The 20,295-nt window shown below is 54.0% G+C and carries 15 protein-coding genes and 3 pseudogenes; 15 read left to right on the top strand and 3 right to left on the bottom strand.

The features are described from left to right. A partial coding sequence (locus JFT80_RS07590; protein ID WP_201147454.1) for an acyl-CoA dehydrogenase N-terminal domain-containing protein occupies window positions 1-261 on the bottom strand: 261 nt, incomplete at its 3' end. Between the two features lie 852 nt (window positions 262-1,113). Between JFT80_RS07590 and JFT80_RS07585 the strand changes: the two genes are divergently transcribed. The 11 genes and pseudogenes from JFT80_RS07585 to JFT80_RS07535 all read left to right on the top strand — a co-directional run bounded on the left by JFT80_RS07585 (window position 1,114) and on the right by JFT80_RS07535 (window position 14,449). Further along, entirely contained in the window at window positions 1,114-2,520 is a 1,407-nt protein-coding gene (locus tag JFT80_RS07585; RefSeq protein WP_201147453.1) for a DUF1214 domain-containing protein, read from the top strand. A gap of 70 nt (window positions 2,521-2,590) precedes the next feature. Continuing rightward, on the top strand, window positions 2,591-3,235 hold the full coding sequence (locus tag JFT80_RS07580; RefSeq protein WP_201147452.1) for a DUF1254 domain-containing protein: 645 nt from the start codon (window positions 2,591-2,593) through the stop codon (window positions 3,233-3,235). A gap of 29 nt (window positions 3,236-3,264) precedes the next feature. After that, entirely contained in the window at window positions 3,265-3,972 is a 708-nt protein-coding gene (locus JFT80_RS25095) for a DUF1214 domain-containing protein (protein ID WP_201147451.1), read from the top strand. An 88-nt stretch (window positions 3,973-4,060) separates the two neighbouring features. Continuing rightward, window positions 4,061-4,450: an alpha/beta hydrolase fold domain-containing protein gene (locus JFT80_RS07570; protein WP_201147450.1), complete on the top strand. Its 390-nt coding sequence runs from the start codon at window positions 4,061-4,063 to the stop codon at window positions 4,448-4,450. Then, window positions 4,353-5,009: an alpha/beta hydrolase gene (locus tag JFT80_RS07565; protein ID WP_307833059.1), complete on the top strand. Its 657-nt coding sequence runs from the start codon at window positions 4,353-4,355 to the stop codon at window positions 5,007-5,009. Before JFT80_RS07570 ends, JFT80_RS07565 begins: the two co-directional genes overlap by 98 nt. 232 nt (window positions 5,010-5,241) lie before the next feature. Continuing rightward, window positions 5,242-6,483 (top strand): thiolase family protein, encoded by a 1,242-nt coding sequence (locus JFT80_RS07560; protein WP_201147448.1) that lies wholly within the window; start codon window positions 5,242-5,244, stop codon window positions 6,481-6,483. A gap of 108 nt (window positions 6,484-6,591) precedes the next feature. Continuing rightward, window positions 6,592-8,367, top strand: a complete 1,776-nt coding sequence (locus JFT80_RS07555) for a DUF1302 domain-containing protein (protein ID WP_201147447.1) — start codon at window positions 6,592-6,594, stop codon at window positions 8,365-8,367. A gap of 20 nt (window positions 8,368-8,387) precedes the next feature. After that, a pseudogene (locus JFT80_RS07550) lies at window positions 8,388-9,754 on the top strand (DUF1329 domain-containing protein). Window positions 9,755-9,821: 67 nt separating this feature from the next. Continuing rightward, a complete protein-coding gene (locus tag JFT80_RS07545) occupies window positions 9,822-10,895 on the top strand; it encodes a YCF48-related protein (RefSeq protein ID WP_201147446.1) in 1,074 nt (357 codons plus the stop codon). 130 nt (window positions 10,896-11,025) lie between these two features. Further along, window positions 11,026-13,532, top strand: a pseudogene (locus tag JFT80_RS07540) (RND family transporter). 113 nt (window positions 13,533-13,645) lie between these two features. Then, on the top strand, window positions 13,646-14,449 hold the full coding sequence (locus tag JFT80_RS07535) for a phosphatase PAP2 family protein (RefSeq protein WP_201147445.1): 804 nt from the start codon (window positions 13,646-13,648) through the stop codon (window positions 14,447-14,449). A gap of 162 nt (window positions 14,450-14,611) precedes the next feature. On the opposite strand, the gene JFT80_RS07530 is transcribed toward JFT80_RS07535, so the two are convergent. After that, entirely contained in the window at window positions 14,612-16,297 is a 1,686-nt protein-coding gene (locus JFT80_RS07530) for a LuxR C-terminal-related transcriptional regulator (RefSeq protein WP_201147444.1), read from the bottom strand. A gap of 177 nt (window positions 16,298-16,474) precedes the next feature. Continuing rightward, window positions 16,475-17,263: a hypothetical protein gene (locus JFT80_RS07525; protein ID WP_201147443.1), complete on the bottom strand. Its 789-nt coding sequence runs from the start codon at window positions 17,261-17,263 to the stop codon at window positions 16,475-16,477. A gap of 337 nt (window positions 17,264-17,600) precedes the next feature. Here JFT80_RS07525 and JFT80_RS07520 point away from each other — a divergent pair. The 4 genes and pseudogenes from JFT80_RS07520 (at window position 17,601) to JFT80_RS07505 (ending at window position 20,272) form a co-directional block, all read left to right on the top strand. Continuing rightward, window positions 17,601-18,462: pseudogene (locus tag JFT80_RS07520) on the top strand (SDR family NAD(P)-dependent oxidoreductase). 59 nt (window positions 18,463-18,521) lie between these two features. Beyond that, window positions 18,522-19,319 carry an SDR family oxidoreductase gene (locus tag JFT80_RS07515; RefSeq protein WP_201147442.1) on the top strand — a complete coding sequence of 266 codons (798 nt, stop codon included), beginning with the start codon at window positions 18,522-18,524 and terminating at the stop codon, window positions 19,317-19,319. A 104-nt stretch (window positions 19,320-19,423) separates the two neighbouring features. Continuing rightward, window positions 19,424-19,867, top strand: coding sequence for a MaoC family dehydratase N-terminal domain-containing protein (locus JFT80_RS07510; RefSeq protein WP_201147441.1), 444 nt, complete (start codon window positions 19,424-19,426; stop codon window positions 19,865-19,867). 15 nt (window positions 19,868-19,882) lie between these two features. Beyond that, entirely contained in the window at window positions 19,883-20,272 is a 390-nt protein-coding gene (locus JFT80_RS07505) for a MaoC/PaaZ C-terminal domain-containing protein (protein WP_307833057.1), read from the top strand. The last annotated feature ends 23 nt before the right edge of the window (window positions 20,273-20,295 follow it).

Raw genomic sequence — 20,295 nt, 5'->3', positions numbered from 1 at the left:
GGCAAATGCCTTGTAAGCCTCATGAAAACCGATGGGCGTGTGAACCTTTCCATTCTCATAGCGGCACCCCTGCTGATCCCCAGCGGCATTTATCGGTGCTAGCACACCGCTGGTAAAGCGTGCGGCTTCCTCGAGAACTTGTGCGGCAAGTTCGCGGTCAAGTCCAGTCATTACAGGCATTTTTTGCCAATCCTGAGGGGCCTGCAGCCAGTCCTCAATGACGTAACGCATGTCGCGTAGTGGCGCTTGGTAGTGCTGCATGGTGATCCTCGAGAATCCGTCAGCGGAGGGGCAGGAATAAGGGGGCGCCTAGGAGGGCCATAGGCATGAGAGGCCAGCCCGCGTTGCAGGAGGGGCTGGGCCAATTCTTGCCAAGCGGGTCAAATAGTTAATCGTGGTAACTATTATTTTTTGGATGCTATGGCTTCTTCGACGACTCGTCAACGTCAAGTGGGTCGATGAGTCCCGCAATTTGAGGCTTGGGCCACTCTCGGTACGTGCATGTCGCAACAAGGGCGTGTGCTCGGTTGATAGGGTTGGGCTGGCGGTCGGTACGAAGGGTGAGGAGGGCAGTTTTAAGGGGACGCGGATGTCTATCGACTTTTGCGAGTCGGGCATTCGGGAAGCCGACAGTCTGTACAAAAAATACAGTAGTGTATTTTGATATTTGTCGATTTCTTTTTTTACGAAAGCCTTTCGTTGGCTGCGCCTTTTTTTGGGAAAAATGAAAAAAACATAATTAAATCAATATATTGATGTAGTCGGAAAACATAAAAAATGCATCAAAGAAAAATTCTCTTGCCTCGTGTTGACGGTGGTGTATTTTGCCCATAGCATAAAGATACACCACTGTATTGTGATGGTGGGCGACAGCAAGCGGCATTTTGGTCATGCAGGCGAGGCACACTCGCCGCTGTACGGACGTTAGTGGAGCGGATGATTGAGCAGGTTCGAATGTTCAAGTGCTCGTGGACGTTGCCATCGAATTAGTAATGTCTGTGGAGGCAATCCCTTCTTCGGGAGAGTAGAAATTTCGTAATGTTGAGCTCACCTGCGACTGGACATTGCTCCAGGTATGTTCAAAAGACATAAATATAATAAAAAGGTGTTTGTATGAAAAAAGTCTGGTTAAGCCTGCTTGTGTTATGGGGTTTTCTAAATGCCTGCCAAAGCGTTGCCGGAGAAATGAGTGATGATGAACTGAATAATATCGTCCTCCGTTCATATCAATATGTCGCGATGTACAATTCCATTAACAATGTCGCCATGCAGGACCGAAACCCGTTTGGGACTCATGGTTGGAATAAAGTTTTTGTACCTGCTGGCCTACAGAATCATGAAGTCACAGCCGTTCCGCGTCCGAATAACGACACTCTGTATCTCACCTCGACATTAGATCTGCGTGATGATGCAATCGTTATCCGATTTCCTGCATTTGATTCCAAGTATGTATCCTTGGAAACTTCTGCCTACGATCATTTCGTCGAAATGCCGCTGTCCACAACAAAGGGCGACTTCAGAAAAGCGACAACACTATTATTTTATTCAGATCGCACCAAAAATTACCACGGTGAGCCTGTAAGAGGGGTCGATAGGATCCTGAAGATGAATGGCGATTTCGCAGTTGCCTTCTTGCGGATTGCACCGCACTCGACCGACAAGGTGCGTATGGAACGAATTTTGGCGCAGATGAAAACTCAACAGTTGATGACACTTTCAGATTTTCAGGGTACGGCGGCGCGGCCCGTCACTCCTGTAGAGTTTCCTGCGTTCAGTAACGACCAGTCTGTCTTCAAAAACAATTTTCTGGAGGTCATGCAGTTTGTTTTCAATCACACCAGTTTTGACCCAGACTTCGAGATGGACCAGAAAGTTTTGTCAGCATTCAAGCCTCTGGGCGTCGAGCCGGGAAAGGCATTCGATACAACGAAAGTCGTACATATAGACGGTGAGCGGCTTGCCACGGTTGCAGCGAAAGTACTTGCCGAATCATTGAGTATTTGGAACGACCCTAAGGGCAACCCTTATCTGGCCGGTTTATTTGTTCCCAAGAAAAATATGGCCCTGAAACCGATGGTTCTGCAGTCTGCGGTTGGGCCGCTCGGGATGCCGGCAGATCAGGCTCAGTACCCTGGAATAGGAACAGTTGACGGTCAGCCAATATTAGCGAGTGGGCATTATTTAGTTCGTATGACGAAAGACCAGTTACCCCCAGCGCGAGCGTTTTGGTCAGTAACGGTTTACGATTCGAAGCACGGCTTGTTTATTCCCAACGAATTTTATAAATACAGTGTTGGGGAAAATGGAGGCGTAAAGTTGAACGCTCAAGGTGGGGTAGATATTCATATTGCCCCGACGAGGCCTGATGGTGTCGTCGCGGAGAACTGGTTGCCTTCTGGTGGTGGCGATACCCAACTCGACTTGATCATGCGTATCTACGCCCCCGACGTTGGCATCATGAAAACATGGCATGCGCCAAAAGCAGTGAAGCTCGAATTGCAGGGTGTCGTAAAAGAATAAATAGTTGCGCTCGCTTTACGCTTTAGCCCGTAAGGCAGGGTTGATAGTTTGGTAAGGGTAAAAAATAAAAATGAAAATACTCAATGCTTCGATCGTCATGCTGTCTAGCTTACTTGGCGTAGCCACCAGTATGGCCACGGAATTAAATGATGCAGGCATCGATAATGTTGTCCGTCGCTCATATCAGTATGTCGCGATGTACAACACTAATAACAATTTCGCAATGCAGGAGCGCAACCCGTTTAGCACGCATGGCTGGAATAAGTTTTATGTGCCTGATGGGTTGATGGACCACACCGTCAAAGCGATCCCACGGCCGAATAACGATACGTTGTACTCAATATCGATGCTTGATCTACGTGATGATGCTGTCGTTATTCAGTTTCCTGCCGTTGATTCTATCTACGCCTCTTTGGAAACTTCGGCATACGATCACTATGTCGATATTCCGCTGTCTACAACCAAGGGCGACTTTCAGAAGCCTACGACAATCTTGTTCTACTCGTCTCACACCGACGGTTATAACGGGGAGCCCATCAGCGGAGTTGATAAAGTCATGAAAATGACGGGTGACTTTGCAATGGCGACCCTGAGAGTTACCCCGCATGCGAGTGAGCCCGAGCGCATGAAGCGAAACCTTGCGGCAATGAAAGGTCAACGGCTGCTCACCTTGTCGGAATATCAGGGGCGTCCAAAAAACCTGTCAGTGAAGTGACGTTTCCAGAATTCAGTAACGATCAAGCGGTGTTCAAGAATAATTTTCTGCAAGTGATGCAGTTCGTTTTTAATCACACAAGTTTTGATCCCGAAAATGAAATGGATCAGGCCGCATTGGCGGCGTTGAAGCCCTTGGGTGTAGAGCCCGGTAAAGACTTCGACAACTCGGGTGTCGCGCGTATCGACGGCGAGAAGTTTGCAAAAACAGCTGCGGACATTCGTTCAGAGTCGCTTGATATAAAGATCAAGTCTCAAGGTTCAACTGAGTTGGATGCGGTTTTTCTTCCCAAGGGTGAGATGACACTCAGAAACATGGTGATTCAGTCTGCCGTGGGACCTGTGGGCCTACCGACTCAGGAGGCGCAATATCCGAGCATTGGCACAATTGATGGTCAGCCGATGCTCGCCAGTGAACACTATGTAATCGGTATGACCCAAAAGCAGTTACCGCCCACTAGCGCATTCTGGTCAGCAACGCTTTATGACTCCGAGAGCGGATTGTTCATACCCAATGAGGGCCGCAAATACAGTGTCGGAGAAAACGGCGGTGTGAAGCTGGATGAGCAAGGCGGGGTCGAAATTCATATCGCACCCGCACAACCCGAAGGAGTTCCCGCGCAAAACTGGCTGCCTTCGGGCGGAGGGGCGGGGCAAGTGGATGTGATGTTGCGAGTCTATGGCCCGGATATTGAAGCCATGAAAGTCTGGCAGGCGCCCAAGGCGATCAAGTTATAGAACCCACATACGGGCTGGCCATTATTACTGGTCCTCGTGGTGCCGCAAAAAGCGTTCTTGTGCCCAATAACTACAGGAGTTGTTTGGAATGAAACTTAATCCTCAATGCCAGTCACTGCTGGACTTTATGGACGCGTCGTTCGCTTCCCTCGATACCAGTACGCTTACTGCATCCGAAATGCGGGCACGCGTCGACGCATCGGTGTCCGCGTTCGCTCCTGGTGATGAAGTAGCCTCGATTGAAAACATCAGTATCGGCGGTCCTGGTGGGCCGCTTCGGCTTCGGTTTTATCGGCCCATTGGCGATTTTGATGTGCTACCTGCAACCCTTTACTTTCACGGCGGAGGCTTTGTCTGCGGTGCCGTCGAGGGCCACGACAATGTTTGCCGGACTCTCGCTCAACGCGCCCAAACTCTGGTGGTATCCGTGGACTATCGACTGGCGCCTGAGGCGAAGTTTCCGGCCGCCACTCACTGACGCATTGGCGTCATTGGAGTGGTTGTTGGCAAACGTAAAAGAGTTGGGTATCGATCCAGGTCGAGTCGCTGTTTGCGGTGATAGCGCGGGGGGAAATCTGGCTGCAGTAATCGCCCAGCAGGCTCGCAGTCAGGCATTGCCGATCTGCCATCAGTTGCTGTTCTACCCGCTGACAGATTGTCGTATGGACAGTGAGTCATACACGGCTAATGGTGAGGGTTACCTGCTAACGAAAGATCTCTCGCAATGGTTCATGCACCAATACCTTCCCGATGAAAGCTGTGCGTCGGATCCCACTGCCTCACCCTTGCGACAGCCCGATCTTCGCGGGGTAGCCCCGGCGACGATCGTCACTGCCGGTTTTGATCCGTTGCGTGATGATGGGCGCGCCTATGCAAAGGCGTTGGAAGCGGCGGGTATCCCGGTTGTTCTGCGTGAGTGGGGTGATCAGATTCACGGTTTCGCCAGCATGCTTGGACTCCTGGAGGGTGCGGCCGAAGCGCTGGACTTCGGTGCGAAGGTATTGCGCGAAGCTTTCGCCCCCGCTCAGACAGATTAAGAGACAGATCCTGGAACCCTGTCCTCGAATCTTGTCGGTTTTCGGATTGAAACGTCGAAAAAAGAGGGGGAATACAACGTACAAATGCCCACCCACTCTTCAGTGGTGGGGCACGTACAGACCCAACGCAGTACCTTTATTCAGCACGTTGTAATTGGCGTGCCGTACTGCAGACCAATAAGAAAAATCTTGCGGTGGATGTCTTTACGCAATGGCATGGAATTGGAAACCTATGAACACTCCTGTGTATATCGCTGGCGTTGGCATGACTCAGTTTGGTCGTCACATCGAGCGCTCTTTGCAATCACTGGCCCAAGAGGCGCTGGATGCAGCGTTGAGCGATGCTGGCGCCGCGATCAAAGACATTAATCAGGCTTACTACGCAGGCGTGACTCAGAGCCCGCTTCAAGGCCAGATTGCCATACCGGGTCAAGTCGTTTTTTCTAAAATTGGCTTGACGGGTTTGCCCGTTTACAACGTTGAAAATGCCTGCGCATCAGGTACAAGTGCTTTCCAGTTGGCGGTACAGGCGCTGCGTGCCGGGTCTTGTGATGTCGCCCTGGCACTGGGTGCCGAGAAGATGAACGTCGAAGATAAAACGCGCGCCCTCGCGGTCTTTGAGGGCGGGTGGGATGTATTGACTGCCGATGAGAATGCCGATCGGTTAATCGCTCTTGGTGCTGGGGTTGAGGTTCCGCCAGGGAGCGAGTCTTCACGTCCTTACAGTCGCTTCATGGCGATCTACGCCGCGATGTGCCGTCATTGGATGAAGAGTTTTGGTACCACGCAGCGTCAAATAGCGGCAGTGGCATCCAAGAATCATATGCACTCAATGCACAACCCTCTGGCGCAATATCGTGTGCCGTTCACGATTGAAGAGGTTCTGGCCGCTGCGCCTATTACCTATCCGTTAACCATGCCGATGTGCTCGCCACTTTCAGATGGTGCGGCTGCGGTCATCGTATGCACTGAAGCAGGCCTGAAGAAACTGGGATTAGATCGCCGCCGAGCAATTCGGGTGGCAGCTACTGCAATTGCGACGGCCACTCCTCGTGCTGCCGACGAGTTCGATAAAGCAGTGTGTCGCCGTGCCGCAAACGCTGCCTACGAGCAGGCAGGTTTGGGTCCTGAAGATGTGTCGGTTGCTGAGGTGCATGACGCAAGTGCGATGGGCGAGATCATGGCTGTGGAGTACCTGGGACTTACCCCCATGGGCGGCGGCGGTGCCGCGGCAGAGGCGGGTGAGCTGTCCATAGGTGGGCGCATTCCAGTTAACACCTCAGGCGGGCTGGAATGTAAAGGGCATCCGATTGGTGCTACAGGGCTAGGACAGATTCATGAGCTCGTCACTCAACTGCGGGGCGAAGCCGGCGCAAGGCAGGTGGCCAATGCAAAGGTGGCTGTGCAGGAAAACGGCGGTGGTTCGATTGGCTTCGAGGAAGCGGTAGTGACGATCAACGTGCTGACACGTTAAAAGATTCCCGAGGCTTATAAACATCTGTTTGTAAGTTGCTCAAGTAACTCTTTCTACGTTAACAAAAACAAAAAAAGTCGGCTGTGACCGACTGGAGGAGCGAATACAATGACTCACCACATCAGAGAGTCGCATGCAGCGGCTTTTGCACTATTGTTCGCCTCAAATATCGGTGTGGCGCACGCCATCGAAGTTGATACGGGAAACACCGACTTCAAAGTACGTTGGGATAACACTGTCAAGTATAACTACGCCAACAGGGTTAACAGTCAGGACAAGCACCTCCTGGCAAGTCCGAATTACGACGACGGTGATCGTAACTTTGATAAAGGCACCGTCTCCAGTCGTGTCGACGTGCTTTCAGAGTTTGATGTCGTCTACAAGGGCAATATGGGCTTTCGGGTCAGTGCGGCTACCTGGTACGACGATGCTTATAACAACCTTGATAACAATAATGTTGCGTCGTCCAACCACTTGGAAAATGGAGTGCCGGCTTTAGGTCTTGGCAACACGACCGAGCGCTTCCATAAGGGTGTGTCCGGCGAGATTCTGGATGCTTTCGTATTTGGTGGATTCAATGCCGGGGACATGCCTGTCAACGTCAAGGCCGGTCGTCATACCTTGTATTGGGGTGAGTCGTTGCTGTCGCCCATTCATGGCATCAGTTACGGCCAGTCTCCGGTTGATTTGCGCAAGTCCTTATCAGTGCCAGGAACCGAGGCGAAAGAATTACTGATACCGCGAAATGCGATTTCCGCACAGATGTTGATGACTCCCGAGTTTTCGCTCGCGGCTCAATACTTTCTCGATTGGGCTCCCTTTCGACTGCCGGAGACAGGGTCATTTCTGGGTTCTCAAGACATGATTCTTGATGGTGGCGAATCACTTTCTGCCGGTGGCGGCAGCCGTTTTCTGCGCGCGCATGATGTGACACCGAACAAGACCGGTGATTGGGGTGTTGCGGGTCGCTGGAGCCCTGAGTGGCTGGATGCCACGATGGGTTTCTACTACCGTAAAACGGCTGACATCCAACCTCAGTTAGCCATCACTCCGGCGGTAGCGGCTGTGCCCGCTGCTGGCTGCGCAGGGCTTGGTTATCAGGCGCTGGGGCCTGCCACTTGCTACATCAATCCTTCTGCCGCCAGTCTCACGCAATTGCAAAACGGGAGCATTGGCCAGTATCGCCTGGTGTACCCCGGTGATATCGACATCTACGGTATTAGCGTCTCTAAAAATATTGAAGGCATCAGTGTGGGCGCTGACCTGAGCTATCGGGTGAACATGCCGCTGTCCAGTGATGCCGTATTGATTCTTCCACAAGCGATTGCCGCCGTAACTCCGGGGGCGATTTCTTCGCTGCCCAATAGCGGCGACGCAGCCGGGGCTGTCGGCGATACCTGGCACGGGGTATTCAACCTGGTAGGTTCCATTGCCCCTAATCCGTTTTTTGATAAAGCGGACTGGATAGGCGAGTTGCAATGGAACCGTTGGCAGAAAGTGACTTCGGGCGAGGCTCTGTTTAAAGGTCGCAGTGATTACGACGGTATCGACAAGGTCACCAAGGACTTCTTTGGGCTGGCGGCTACGTTTAAACCTACCTGGTTCCAAGTGTTCCCGGGCATAGACCTTTCCATGCCGTTGGCCTACTCAACTGGGCTGTCGGGTACTTCCGCGGTTTCAGCGGGCGGTAACGAGCATGCCGGCACCTATTCGGTCGGTGTCAGCGCCGATATATATCAACAGTACAAAGTTGACTTGAGCTATGTCGACTACTTCGGCAAGTACAGAACCGATACCGAAGGGCAAATCGCGTCTGCTAGCGGGAATAACTCCCTGCTTCAAGACCGTGGCTTTGTGTCCCTTACATTAAAGACCACATTCTGACGTAATCAGAGGAGCTGAATATGACGTTCTCTAAATGCATACTGGCTGTCGCCCTCAGTGCTGCTTTCAGTATGGCGGCTCACGCTGCAGTCACTGCAGAAGAAGCCAAACAACTGGGTACGACGCTAACGCTGGTCGGGGCCGAAAAAGCCGGGAATGCTGACCAGTCAATTCCGGCTTATACCGGTGGGCTCACGACGCCGCCAGCCGCTTACAAGTCTGGAAGCGGCATTCGCCCAGACCCTTATTCAAATGAAAAGCCACTGATTTCGATTACTTCCAAGAACATGGCTCAATACAAGGATAAGTTGACAGTTGCAACCCAGCAGTTGCTGGAAAGATATCCAGACTCCTATCGAGTGGATCTTTACCCCACCCATCGTTCAGTCGCATTGCCTAAATTCGTCACTGACAACACTTTCAAGAACGCCACAGGCGCCAGTACGACTGACGAAGGTGTAGGGTTGAAAGGTGCTCATGCGGGTTATCCATTCCCCATTCCCAAAACCGGTAATGAGGTGATGTGGAACCACCTGCTGCGTTACGTAGGGCAGGCTTACATCAGTAAATTCGACAGTGTAGTGGTCGATTCGGCGGGTAAAGCAACGCTGTCGACCACCGGGGAGATCACCCAGGAGTACCCGATATACGACCCGAAAAAACCGGTGAAATTGCCGCAACCGACACCTACTTCAGACTCAAAATCCAATATTTGGGCCCTGCACGCCGTGCCGGTGAAGGCGTACTGACCGTCGACTCCGTCAATCCATCGGTAAAACCCCGTAGAGCCTGGCAGTACCTGCCTGGACAACGCAGGGTCAAGCTGGCGCCTGATATTTCCTACGACACCCCTAACCCGGGTAATGCTGGGATGTCGACCTACGACGACTCCTGGATATTCAACGGGGCACTGGATCGTTATGACTTCAAGCTGGTAGGCAAGAAGGAAATGATCGTTCCGTACAATGACTATCGCATGCTCTATGAAACGAAGGGTGAGGACGTCACTAAACCGAATCACCTCAATCCTGACGTTGTGCGCTGGGAACTCCATCGGGTTTGGGTCGTTGAAGCAACGCTTAAACCAGGCAAGCGCCACATCTATGCCAAGCGCGTCTTCTACGTCGACGAGGATAGCTGGGTGGCCTTGGCGTCGGATCAATACGATGCACGAGGGAAGTTGTATCGCGGAGGTTTCTCCTTTATTACCGCCGCCTACGAGATGCCCGCGCCATCTGCTGATGCCAACGCTACCTACGATTTGATATCGGGGTCTTATGCGATGACTGGCGTCAATCTTGGGTCCTATTACGGCGTTAAATTTATTGAGCCGTTGACCGAGTATGACTGGTCGCCGGATGCCTTGGCAGGCCAGGGCATTCGTTGAGTTAGCCTTGTGGTCCGCACCGGGTTGTCGAATAGACAACTCGGTGCCAGTAAAGTAGGTGCATCTGATGAGCGTTTTTTATTTAATTCGTAACGCCGTTCTCGCGTTGACGATCTCTGTGGCAGCGCCCTTTGTTTTGGGTGCGGACTTTATTGCGCCTCTGGACTTGCCTGCACGGCAAAGCGTCCTGGCCAGTCTCTCCTTGATGCAGGGAGTGGTCGACGTCGACGGTCGATTAGTGGCAGTCGGACAGCGTGGACACATTATCTACTCTGACGATCAAGGAGGAACCTGGAAACAGGCATCTGTGCCGGTGAGTTCGGATCTGACGGCGGTGTACTTCGTAAATGCCAAGGCAGGCTGGGCGGTAGGCCAGGATGGTGTGATAGTGCACAGCCAAGACGGCGGTGCCTCCTGGGTCAAGCAGCTGGATGGTCGGCAGGCCAATGACCTGGTGGTCAACGCTTTACAGCAACAGATCGAAGCAGGTGATCAATCGAGCCGAACGCAGGCACTCCTGACCGAAGCCATTCGTAACCAGGAAGCGGGTCCCGACAAGCCGTTTCTGGATGTCTGGTTTGCCGATGAGAACAACGGGTTTGTAGTGGGTGCTTATAACCTGGTTTTTAAAACCACTGACGCGGGTAAACATTGGGTTTCGTGGTTTGACCGTACCGAAAACCCGAACCTGTACCACTTTAATGCCATCCGCGGGATGGGGGATCGCGCCTACATAGTGGGAGAGCAAGGGTTGTTCTTGCGGTTGGATCCCGCGCGTGAGCGCTTCGTGGCAGAACCTACTCCTTATCGCGGCAGTTTCTTCGCCCTCGCGGCGACGACCACTGGGGTTACTGCCTTTGGCATGCGTGGCAATGTCTATCGCACTGCAGATGAGGGCAAGTCCTGGAATAAAGTCGAGAGCGGTATTGAGTCAGGCTTGTTCGGTGCGTCTGTATTGGATGACGGACGTTTGGTTGCGGTCAGTCAAGCGGGTCAGGCGCTGATCAGCATCGACGATGGAGCCTCCTTCACGCTAATACCTGGCATTCGGCCATTGCCGTTCACAGCGGTCACATCCGCTGGAAAAAATAAAATTGCTATTTCAAGCGCTCGCGGCGTGCAGATCGAACAAGTTCCGTAACGTCCCTTGATGCCTGTCGAACAACGGCGTCTGTATACGCTCCGGTGTACCCGGCATTTGAATTCCGGACGTGTGATTTAGCCTCCAATGCCCGCTGATTACCTCGGCTATAAGAATAAGGAGAGAAGAAATGGCCACCGCCTCTAATGACTTTGAAACGATGCCGGTAATACGCGATCTCAAAGATTTCGATCGTCACTCCGGAAGCGCATTGGAGCGCCTCGTATTCAATCATCGAGCATTTCTGGTGATCAGTTGTATCGTGATCACCGTTTTGTTGGCGCTGCAGGCGACAAAGTTGGTCGTAAACGCCGGCTACGAAAAAATGCTGCCGCAAGGGCATCCTTATATTCAGAACTACTTCGATAACCAAAGAGAGTTACGTGGGTTAGGCAACTCGGTTCGAGTCGTGGTTGAGAGCGTCAATGGCGATCTTTTCGCTCCTGAATACCTGGAAGTATTAAAACAGATCAATGACGATATTTTTCTAACGCCTGGGGTCGATCGTGCCTGGATGAAGTCGCTGTGGACGGCCTCTGTGCGTTGGACAGAGGTCTCTGAAGAAGGCTTCACCGGTGGCCCCGTGATGCCGGACACCTACAACGGCTCGCCCCAGTCTGTCGATGTCCTGAAGCATAATATCGCCCGTTCAGGGATTGTTGGGCAGTTGGTCTCCAATGACTACAAGTCCAGCATGATCTTTGTGCCGCTTCTCGATAAGAACCCTCAAACCGGTGAGAAGCTCGATTATACGACGCTGTCCAAGGCGCTAGAGGACATCCGTGCCAAGTATCAGCATGCTGAAACCGGTGACGGCCAGGCAGGCGCTAACAACGCAGCGGCAGTTAAAATTCATATCATTGGTTTTGCCAAGCTCGTCGGTGATTTGATCGATGGACTGGTCAAAGTCATGAGCTTTTTCTGGTGGCTGCGCTGATTGCCGCCGGACTCATTTACGCCTACACCCGATGCGTTCGCAGTACGCTGCTGGTCCTGTTCTGCTCACTTGCCGCTATTGTCTGGCAATTGGGGCTCGTCCGGCTGTTGGGTTTTGAACTTGACCCCTATTCAGTGCTCGTCCCTTTTCTGATTTTTGCAATTGGCGTAAGCCATGGCGCGCAAAAAATGAACGGGATCATGCAGGATATCGCGCGTGGCACCCACAAACTGGTGGCGGCGCGCTACACATTTCGCCGGTTGTTTCTTGCAGGGTTGACTGCGTTACTGGCGGACGCGGTGGGTTTTGCGGTGCTGATGACGGTAGATATCCCGGTTATCAAAGACCTCGCGCTGACCGCAAGTGTTGGCGTGGCCGTACTGATCTTTACCAACCTTCTGTTATTGCCGGTTTTACTGTCCTACCTTGGCGTCAGCCCTAAAGCGGCTGCCCGTAGCCTGAAAGCAGAACAGCTGGAGTCCAAGGGGGCCTCGGCAGGCGCCGTCTGGTCCTTTCTTGATCGCTTTACCGAGCGACGCTGGGCAACGGGTGCTCTGGTTGTGGCGGCATTACTGACCGCCATTGGGTTTGTGGTTAGCCTGAATCTGAAGATCGGTGATCTTGATTCCGGCGCTCCCGAGCTGCGCGCCAACTCTCGTTATAACCTCGATAACGCCTATGTAACGAAGAACTACTCGTTGTCCAGTGACCTCTTTGCAGTCATCGTCAAGACGCCGCTGGAAGGGTGCCTCAAGTATCAAACGCTGGTCGAGGCCGATCGTCTGGCCTGGGAACTGCAGCAGTTACCCGGCGTACAGACGACGGTATCGCTGGTTAACGCGGTGCGTCAGATTACTACCGGTTCCTATGAGGGCAGCATGAAGTGGCTGACCATCAGCCAGAATCAGGATGTGCTCAACTACGGCGCTCAACAAGCGACCGTTAATAACCCTGAATTATTCAACACTGAATGCTCGGTAATGCCGGTTATCGCCTACCTCAGCGATCATAAAGCTGAAACCCTTGATAGGGTCGTCAAGACCGCCGCAGCCTTTGCCGAGCAACATGGCAACAAGGATTTGAAGTTCCTGCTTGCTGCCGGTAATGCGGGCGTTGAGGCAACGACCAATATCGTTGTCAAAGAAGCTAACCACACCATGTTGGCTTATGTTTATTTAGCCGTAATCCTGTTGTGCTTCGTGACCTTCCGAAACTGGCGCGCGGTGGTCGTTGCCGTTGTTCCATTGATTGTCACCTCCATCCTCTGTGAAGCCCTGATGGTGATGTTGGGCATCGGTGTCAAGGTGGCGACATTGCCGGTGATTGCGCTCGGTGTTGGTATCGGCATCGATTACGCGCTCTATCTGCTCTCGGTACAGTTGGCGCAGCAACGTCTGGGCTTGCCGCTAGCTGAAGCTTATAAGCGGGCGGTGCAATTTACCGGAAAGGTTGTCGCCCTGGTGGGCATCACGCTCGCAGCGGGCGTCATTACCTGGGCATTTTCTCCAATCAAGTTCCAGGCCGATATGGGGATATTGCTGGCCTTCATGTTCGTCTGGAACATGCTCGGAGCGCTGATCCTGATTCCCGCGTTGTCTCATTTTCTACTGCCAACTCGCGTGGTCTATCGAGGTGGAAAGAGCGCAACAGGCCCGGCATTAAAGAAGCCCACACCGGTTGCGTGTGACATAACGAAGTGATAACCGCCTCGCCCCTTGTCATGGGGCGGCGTGGTGATGCCCCTGAACATCGAACGGTCGAAGGGGCTATTACCGTCCTCACAACCATCGACACTGACTCGATATAAGTGGTTATGACTACCTATAAGAAAAACCTGCTCTCAATCCTGACAGGCCTGGCAATCGCCGGTTTTGCCTTGGCCGCGCCAGACAGCAGCACGCGGGTGACAGGGTCGGAAAACGTACCCGAGATTCGCCCCGGACTCCTGGCCGGCTACCTTGGCAAGGATCTGCCTGACAGTCATTTATTATTACCGCCCCCGCCTGCGATGGACTCGTCCGCGTTCAACAATGACCAGGCCGTCAGTCGCGCGTCGCAGCAGTTGCGCGATACGCCACGTTATACGCAGGCTGTCAAAGATGCCGACCTGAGCTTTCCAGCGGCGGCCTCTACGTTCTCCTGTGCGCTGGGGATATCCATTAACCAAAAGGACACGCCACGCTTGTATGTGCTGTTGCGAAGGACGATGACTGACGCAGGACTTGCAACCTATGGCGCTAAAAACTACTACAGCCAGGTTCGGCCGTTTGTTTACTTCAAGGAAGCGACCTGCACGCCTTCAGACGAGGGAGGGTTGCGCAAGGATGGGTCGTATCCATCGGGCCATACTTCGGTTGGCTGGGCCTGGGCGCTGGTGTTAAGTGAGCTGGCTCCTGACCGCACCAATGCGTTACTCGCGCGGGGACGCGCTTATGGTGAAGTCGTCTGGTGTGCAACGCGCATTGGCAGAGCGATATTCTGGAAGGTCGTACGGTGGCGGCTGGAACGGTGGCGCATCTGCATTCCAGCACAACTTTTAAAGCCGATATGGAGGTCGCACGTGTTGAAATCGACGCGCTGCGACTCAAAGGCCGCCAGCCTGATGGTGACTGCGTAACCGAAGCAGCAGCGCTGGCGATCAAGATTCCGGGAGTACTGTAGACCCGTGCTTGCGTGCCTTCGAAACGGGAATGACACGCCACCCAGCCACCAGGACTGTAAGTTAAAGTCCTGGTTGTTTTCGAAATACCCGATACTCACGAGTGTTTGGGTCAGTAGTTCAAACTCGTTCAGTCAGCCCGAGCATACTTGCCCTTGCCACTACATGCTTGCGACTGCCGGCATCCAGCTTGTTGAACAGATTTTTTATGTGCCATTTGACCGTCTGTTCACTGATGTCCATCGCGCGAGCGATTTCTCGATTACTCAGACTACGGGTGAGCAGGGTCAGGATTTCTCGTTCCTTCAGGGTCAACAGACCTGCGCCTAGCAGGAGCGAGTCCTTTGGCGCAGCGGCAACACTTTCCTTGGGTTTGTCTTCAGCTGCCGGTTTCGAATGGGTGGGTGTCGGGTGGATACCGTTTACGCGCTCACGTAAGAGCCGGCCCATTCCACCTGCGGTTGCGAGGCTTATGGCCTCGGCATATACACCGCTTGCATCATGGGAGCCTTGCCGGCGCAACACTTCGGCACACACCAGGCGTGCTTCGATGGAATCACCGTGACGTTTGAGCTTTTCCGCCAAGCGCTTCGCTGAATCTGCGGCCCTTATGGCAATCACCAGGTCGTCATCGGCGAGACAGGCGTGGGCGCGGGCCAAATCAGAATACAACTCCAAAGAGGTATCAAACAGTCCGGTGGAGTGCACTGGATTCGCACGCAGCAATTCGTCCAGTTGCGCACTGATGGCCATTGCCGTATTGCCTCGCCTATGCCCGGCGTGCAAACGGATGCGCTCGAAGTGAGCCATGGCTTGAACGCGCAAAATTGAGTTTTCCTGCCCGATGGCTTGCAGTGATTCCAGCAGATTCAGTGCCTGGTCCTGCCGCCCTTTGTGGTCTGCTACGCGCGCCAACACTTTGTAGGCGGCCATCAGAGCATCTGGAAGGCCATGTCGCTCCAGTACGATCAAGCGCCCCGCCAGCAATGCGGTGCATCCTTCATCCTGATCGCTTTCCCACTGCGCTTCAGCCAGCAACGCAGCCAACATGCAAACAACGGGGTTGCGTCGGTCCATATGCTCTTCGGCGCGAGCCAGTGCAGGCCTTAAATGCTGCTCTGCCAGCGCATACCGGCCTTCCCACAGATAGCTCAAGCCGACGCCGTAATCGGCAAAGCCATAGGCCATCGGAGAATACGCTTGGGCCTTGTCAAAATCGGCAATGCGTAAAAAGTCCAGTCGGGACTGGTCTGGCTTCCCTCCATATAGCGCGGTGAACCCCTTGACTACCCAGTAGATGGGCGCCTCGTCAATTCGCGCTTCAGGCGGGGGCGCCGGCCATCTGGCGAGTATTTCAACCATCAAGTCGACATTGTCGGTGTATCCGGCAATCGTGGCGCTGATCAAGTCCGCCTCGAAGTGTTCCGCCGCAGACAGGTCAGGTTTGTCGAGCATCAATTTGATGAGCGGGTGGGCGAGGGAATGTTGTTCGCTCATAGCGAAACCCCATGCCACAGGTGCCCAGAAGCCTGGGTATTTCTGCAGTTCTTCCGCCGACAAGCGGTTGTACCAGGCGAGTATTTCATCGCTGCGACCCCCGGCCATCATCTGGTGAGAAGTGCTTTCGACCAGGGACAGGGCCTTGTCGATATCGCCTGCGAGAAACGATTGCTCAGCCGCCTCTTTGCAAAACTGATGAGCGACGTACCAATCGGATGCCTTTCTTGCGATTCCCTGTCGTTCATCTTCTGGAAGCTGCAGGAAACGCTCGCGTAAAACCTCGCGTGCCACGGGATGAAGACGCATCCATTCGCTGCCCTCAGCCTGGGATAAAAGGGGGTTTCGTCCTGGAGAATCATCAGGTGGCGAACCAGCTCGTCATCCTCGAAAACCGCCAAACATAAATCCGGATGGATGAGGTCGATATTGGCTAGACGCACCAACAGGTAGGTCGCCACTTCCGATTGTCGGTCAATCAGGTTATCAATGAAGTAGCGTCGGACATCCGCCGACCCCCTCCGCTAACAACCCCTGCAGACTGCCCATCCGATGGGCAGTTGCGGCGGCTAGCTGCACGCCCAGTGGCCAGCCGTCGGTCAACTCGTGCAGGCTGATGCCTTCTTCCGGATTACAGCTGCTGCCCAATGCTGATGAAAGCACTTGCAGTGTTTCTTCCGGGCGCAGCCGCAAATCTGAAGCGGTCACGCGCGTAATCGGAAAGGTGTTCAATACGCCGCTCGACATCAGAGCATTGGTAGGGCGTGCGGCCAACGCAATGTGCAGGTTCGCGGGTGCGTTGCCCAGCAAGTAACCGAGTACCTGGCTCAGGGAGTCTCCCGGCAGGAACTCGACATCATCGAGCAGAAGCAAAACGTTGACTGACAGCGTTGCGATTTCTGCCAGCCAGGCTGTCGCTGCTTCTTGAACATCGGAACATTCACTTATCCATTGCATGAACGGCCCCGCGAAGCCGCGCTTGCCCGACGTGGCCTGGGCCGAATGAGCAAGCCCTGCGATCAGGCGTCTTGGCGTGTCTCGATTGTCGAGACTGTGCCAGAACGCCAGCCCGCCCTGCGCCAGCGCGTCACGCCGCCACTGGACCAACTGAGATGTTTTGCCGAAGCCGGTGGGCGCCAGAAGGAGTGTGGCGTTACCGCTGCCCATTTCGAGACGGCTCAATTTGAGGCGTTCGCGATCCATAAAGCTTTTAAGGGCTCGAGGCGGCGTCGATTTCAGAAGGAGTGCGGGTTCGCTGCTCGACAGATGGGTCACCGGTCTCTCCAATTCGGGTGCCATTCCCGGTCCTGGCGATGCCCTTTGTCTGGGCTCAGGCCAGCGCGATAACGCGATAACGGAGAAGGCGGGCTATTTTTATTTTTGATTGCCTGAGGTCTTTCAGACCAATACGCCTGAATGCGTGTTTAGCCGTCTGCGACCTCTGATCAGTAGCGCTTGGGCTGCATCCTATAGCACGTGCCAACAACAGAGAAGCCAATCCTCCGTTAACACTTTCGGATTCCATTATTGAGGGTTTTCGAGGGGGGATCCCACTCTTTTCTGGGGGGCGCACGCAAGATTGTCTCATTACCGTTGCGTTGCACGCTGTGGTATGTCTGTTTTCGGCTGGCATCCCAATCTCTTGGCAGCGGCCATAAAACAAGAAAAAGGGAGGGCTTTGTTCCGAGAAAAGGTCGTAGTGATCACAGGGGCCGGGTCCGGGATCGGGCGAGCGCTGGCGGTCGAAATGGCAGGCGAAGGCGCACTGCTTGCGCTTGCAGATATCAATGCACACGCGCTGGCTGAGTCGTTGAGTCTGCTTCCAGGGCTCACAGGCCAGATCGTACGTGCTGGATGTGAGGTCTCGGGAGGCCGTATTTCAGTTCGCCGACGAGGTCGTGCGGGATTTCGGATACGCGCATTTCGTTATCAACAATGCCGGAACCTCGGTGCTCGCCACCGTCGAACACACGACGATGGAGGTGTTCGAAAAGGTCATCGACATCAACCTGTGGGGCGTCATTTACGGAACCAAGGCGTTTCTCCCGATCTTGCTCAAGCAGCGCGAGGGTTGCATCGTGAATGTCTCCAGCGTTTTTGGCTTGTTGGCAACGCCTTGCGCTGCGGCTTATACCGTCAGCAAGTTTGCGGTGCGCGGATTGACCGAGACGTTATGGCAAGAGTTGCCGGGCTCGGGTGTGCGTGCCGTATTGGTGCACCCCGGCGGGATCAATACCAATATCAGTAAAGAGCGAAATAACGTCTATGCAGGCGAGATGGAACAAAAAGTAGAAAAAGCCAACCTGGGCCAAATGACCACCACACCTCAGTCGTGTGCCAGGCAGATTGTCGACGGTTTGAAGCGCGGTAAACCCAGGCTTTTGGTGGGTAACGGCGCGAATATCCTGCACTGGATTTCCCGCCTGTTTCCAGACAGTTATGGCGTCCTCGTGCGACGCAAGCTAGGGCTTTGAGTCGTGGCAAAGGCAGACGGTTGTACTGTGGTATTCAACAGACGGAGAGTCGTTACGTAATGTTCAAAGATAAAGTGATTGCTATTACCGGAGCGGGTTCAGGTATCGGACGCGCTTTGGCTGAAGAGTTTGCTTTGCTCGGGGCTCAATTGGCCCTGTCTGATATCGATGAGGCTGCGGTCGAGGCTGTCATCGCGTCGCTGCCTGCCAATAGCCGCGCCCGAGCCTATGCACTGAATGTGGCTAACCGAGCTGCGGTGGAGAAATTTGCCGAGGACGTCGTCAGGGATTTCGGAACGGCTCATTACATCATTAACAACGCCGGCACCTCCGTATTCGCTACCGTCGAAAATCAGAGCATTGAGGAAATCGAGAAGGTCCTGGCCGTGAACCTATGGGGCGTTATCTACGGTACCAAAGCTTTTCTGCCCATCATGCTCCGCCAGCGTGAGGGCTGCATTGTGAATATGTCCAGCGTGTTCGGCTTGGTAGCCTCTCCGTGCTCAGTGTCATACAACATGTCCAAATTCGCCGTGCGCGAGCTGACCGAAACGCTTTGGCAGGAACTGATGGGCACCGGTGTGCGGGCGGTGGTTGTGCATCCTGGTGGCATTAATACCAACATCAAATACGTGCCAAAGGCGGAAAAAAGCGGGGCGCTGGAGCTGGCCGTACTGGAAGGGAATGCCCGCAAGATGACGACCCTGCCACGTGACGCGGCCCTGGCCATTATCGATGGTCTGCGTCGGGGCAAACCCCGCCTGCTGGTGGGCAAGGGGTCAACCGCGTTGTTTTGGTTGTCGCGCCTGATGCCTGATCGCTACGGTGCGATTCTACGTCGTGAACTCGGGGTTTGATCGTCGGCCGGGTTCTGCGATGAGGGCGAGGGCCACTGCTTGGCCAGCGTCTTCACCGCAATCCGGCGTGTCGGATCAATAGCGGTTACAAGGGAGGACGGGCCATGCTGGACCGCAGCAAGACAGGTACCGTATTTGCACCGTTCACGGTGGTAGTAGGGCTGCGGCAATTGATGTTTTTCGCCAAGGCCATTGGTGAAACCAACCCTGTTTATGTGGATGAAACTGCAGCCCGGGCGGCTGGTCATCGCTCGATTCCGGCACCGCCCACGTTTGCGATGGTGCTGGACATGGACCGGCAAGAAGACCTCTCGCCCGAAGTGGCGCTGTTGCAACTGGACGTCAGGCGTATTCTGCATGGCAGCCAGTCCTTTGAGTATTTTGCTCCGATCTATGCCGGTGACGAGATCACGGTCACTCGGCAGATTGTCGATATCTACGACAAGAAGGGCGGTGCACTGGAATTCGTGGTCACTGAGAGCCGCTATACCAATCAGGATCGACAGTGTGTTTCAACGGCTCAATGCTGTCTGGTGTATCGCAATTAATGGGAGAGAGTCGCCATGTCGGTTATTGCAGTCGCAGATGAAATACCTCCCCTGGAACTGCCGGCCATTACCCGCCACACCTTGGCGCTTTATTGTGGCGCTTCCGGGGATCATAACCCTATCCATGTGGATATGGATTTTGCCAGGCGAGGTGGCTACGACGATGTGTTCGCCCATGGAATGTTATCCATGGCTTACCTGGGGCGGATGTTGACCAACTGGCAAGCGCAATCGAAGCTCAAGAAGTTCAGCTCCCGCTTTACCGCGATCACTCATGTGCATGATGTCGTTACCTGTACCGGCACCGTAGTGGAGGTGTATGAGGAGGGGGAACGCAATACGCTCGCCTTGAGATTTCAGCGTCCAGAGCCTCGGGCGAAAAGACCCTGGTCGGTGAGGCGTTAGTCTCACTGTAGAAATGCCATTGG

This window comes from Pseudomonas sp. TH10, from assembly GCF_016651255.1.
In the GTDB taxonomy this organism is placed as follows: Bacteria; Pseudomonadota; Gammaproteobacteria; order Pseudomonadales; family Pseudomonadaceae; genus Aquipseudomonas.
This window is presented reverse-complemented; position numbering and strand designations above follow the sequence as displayed.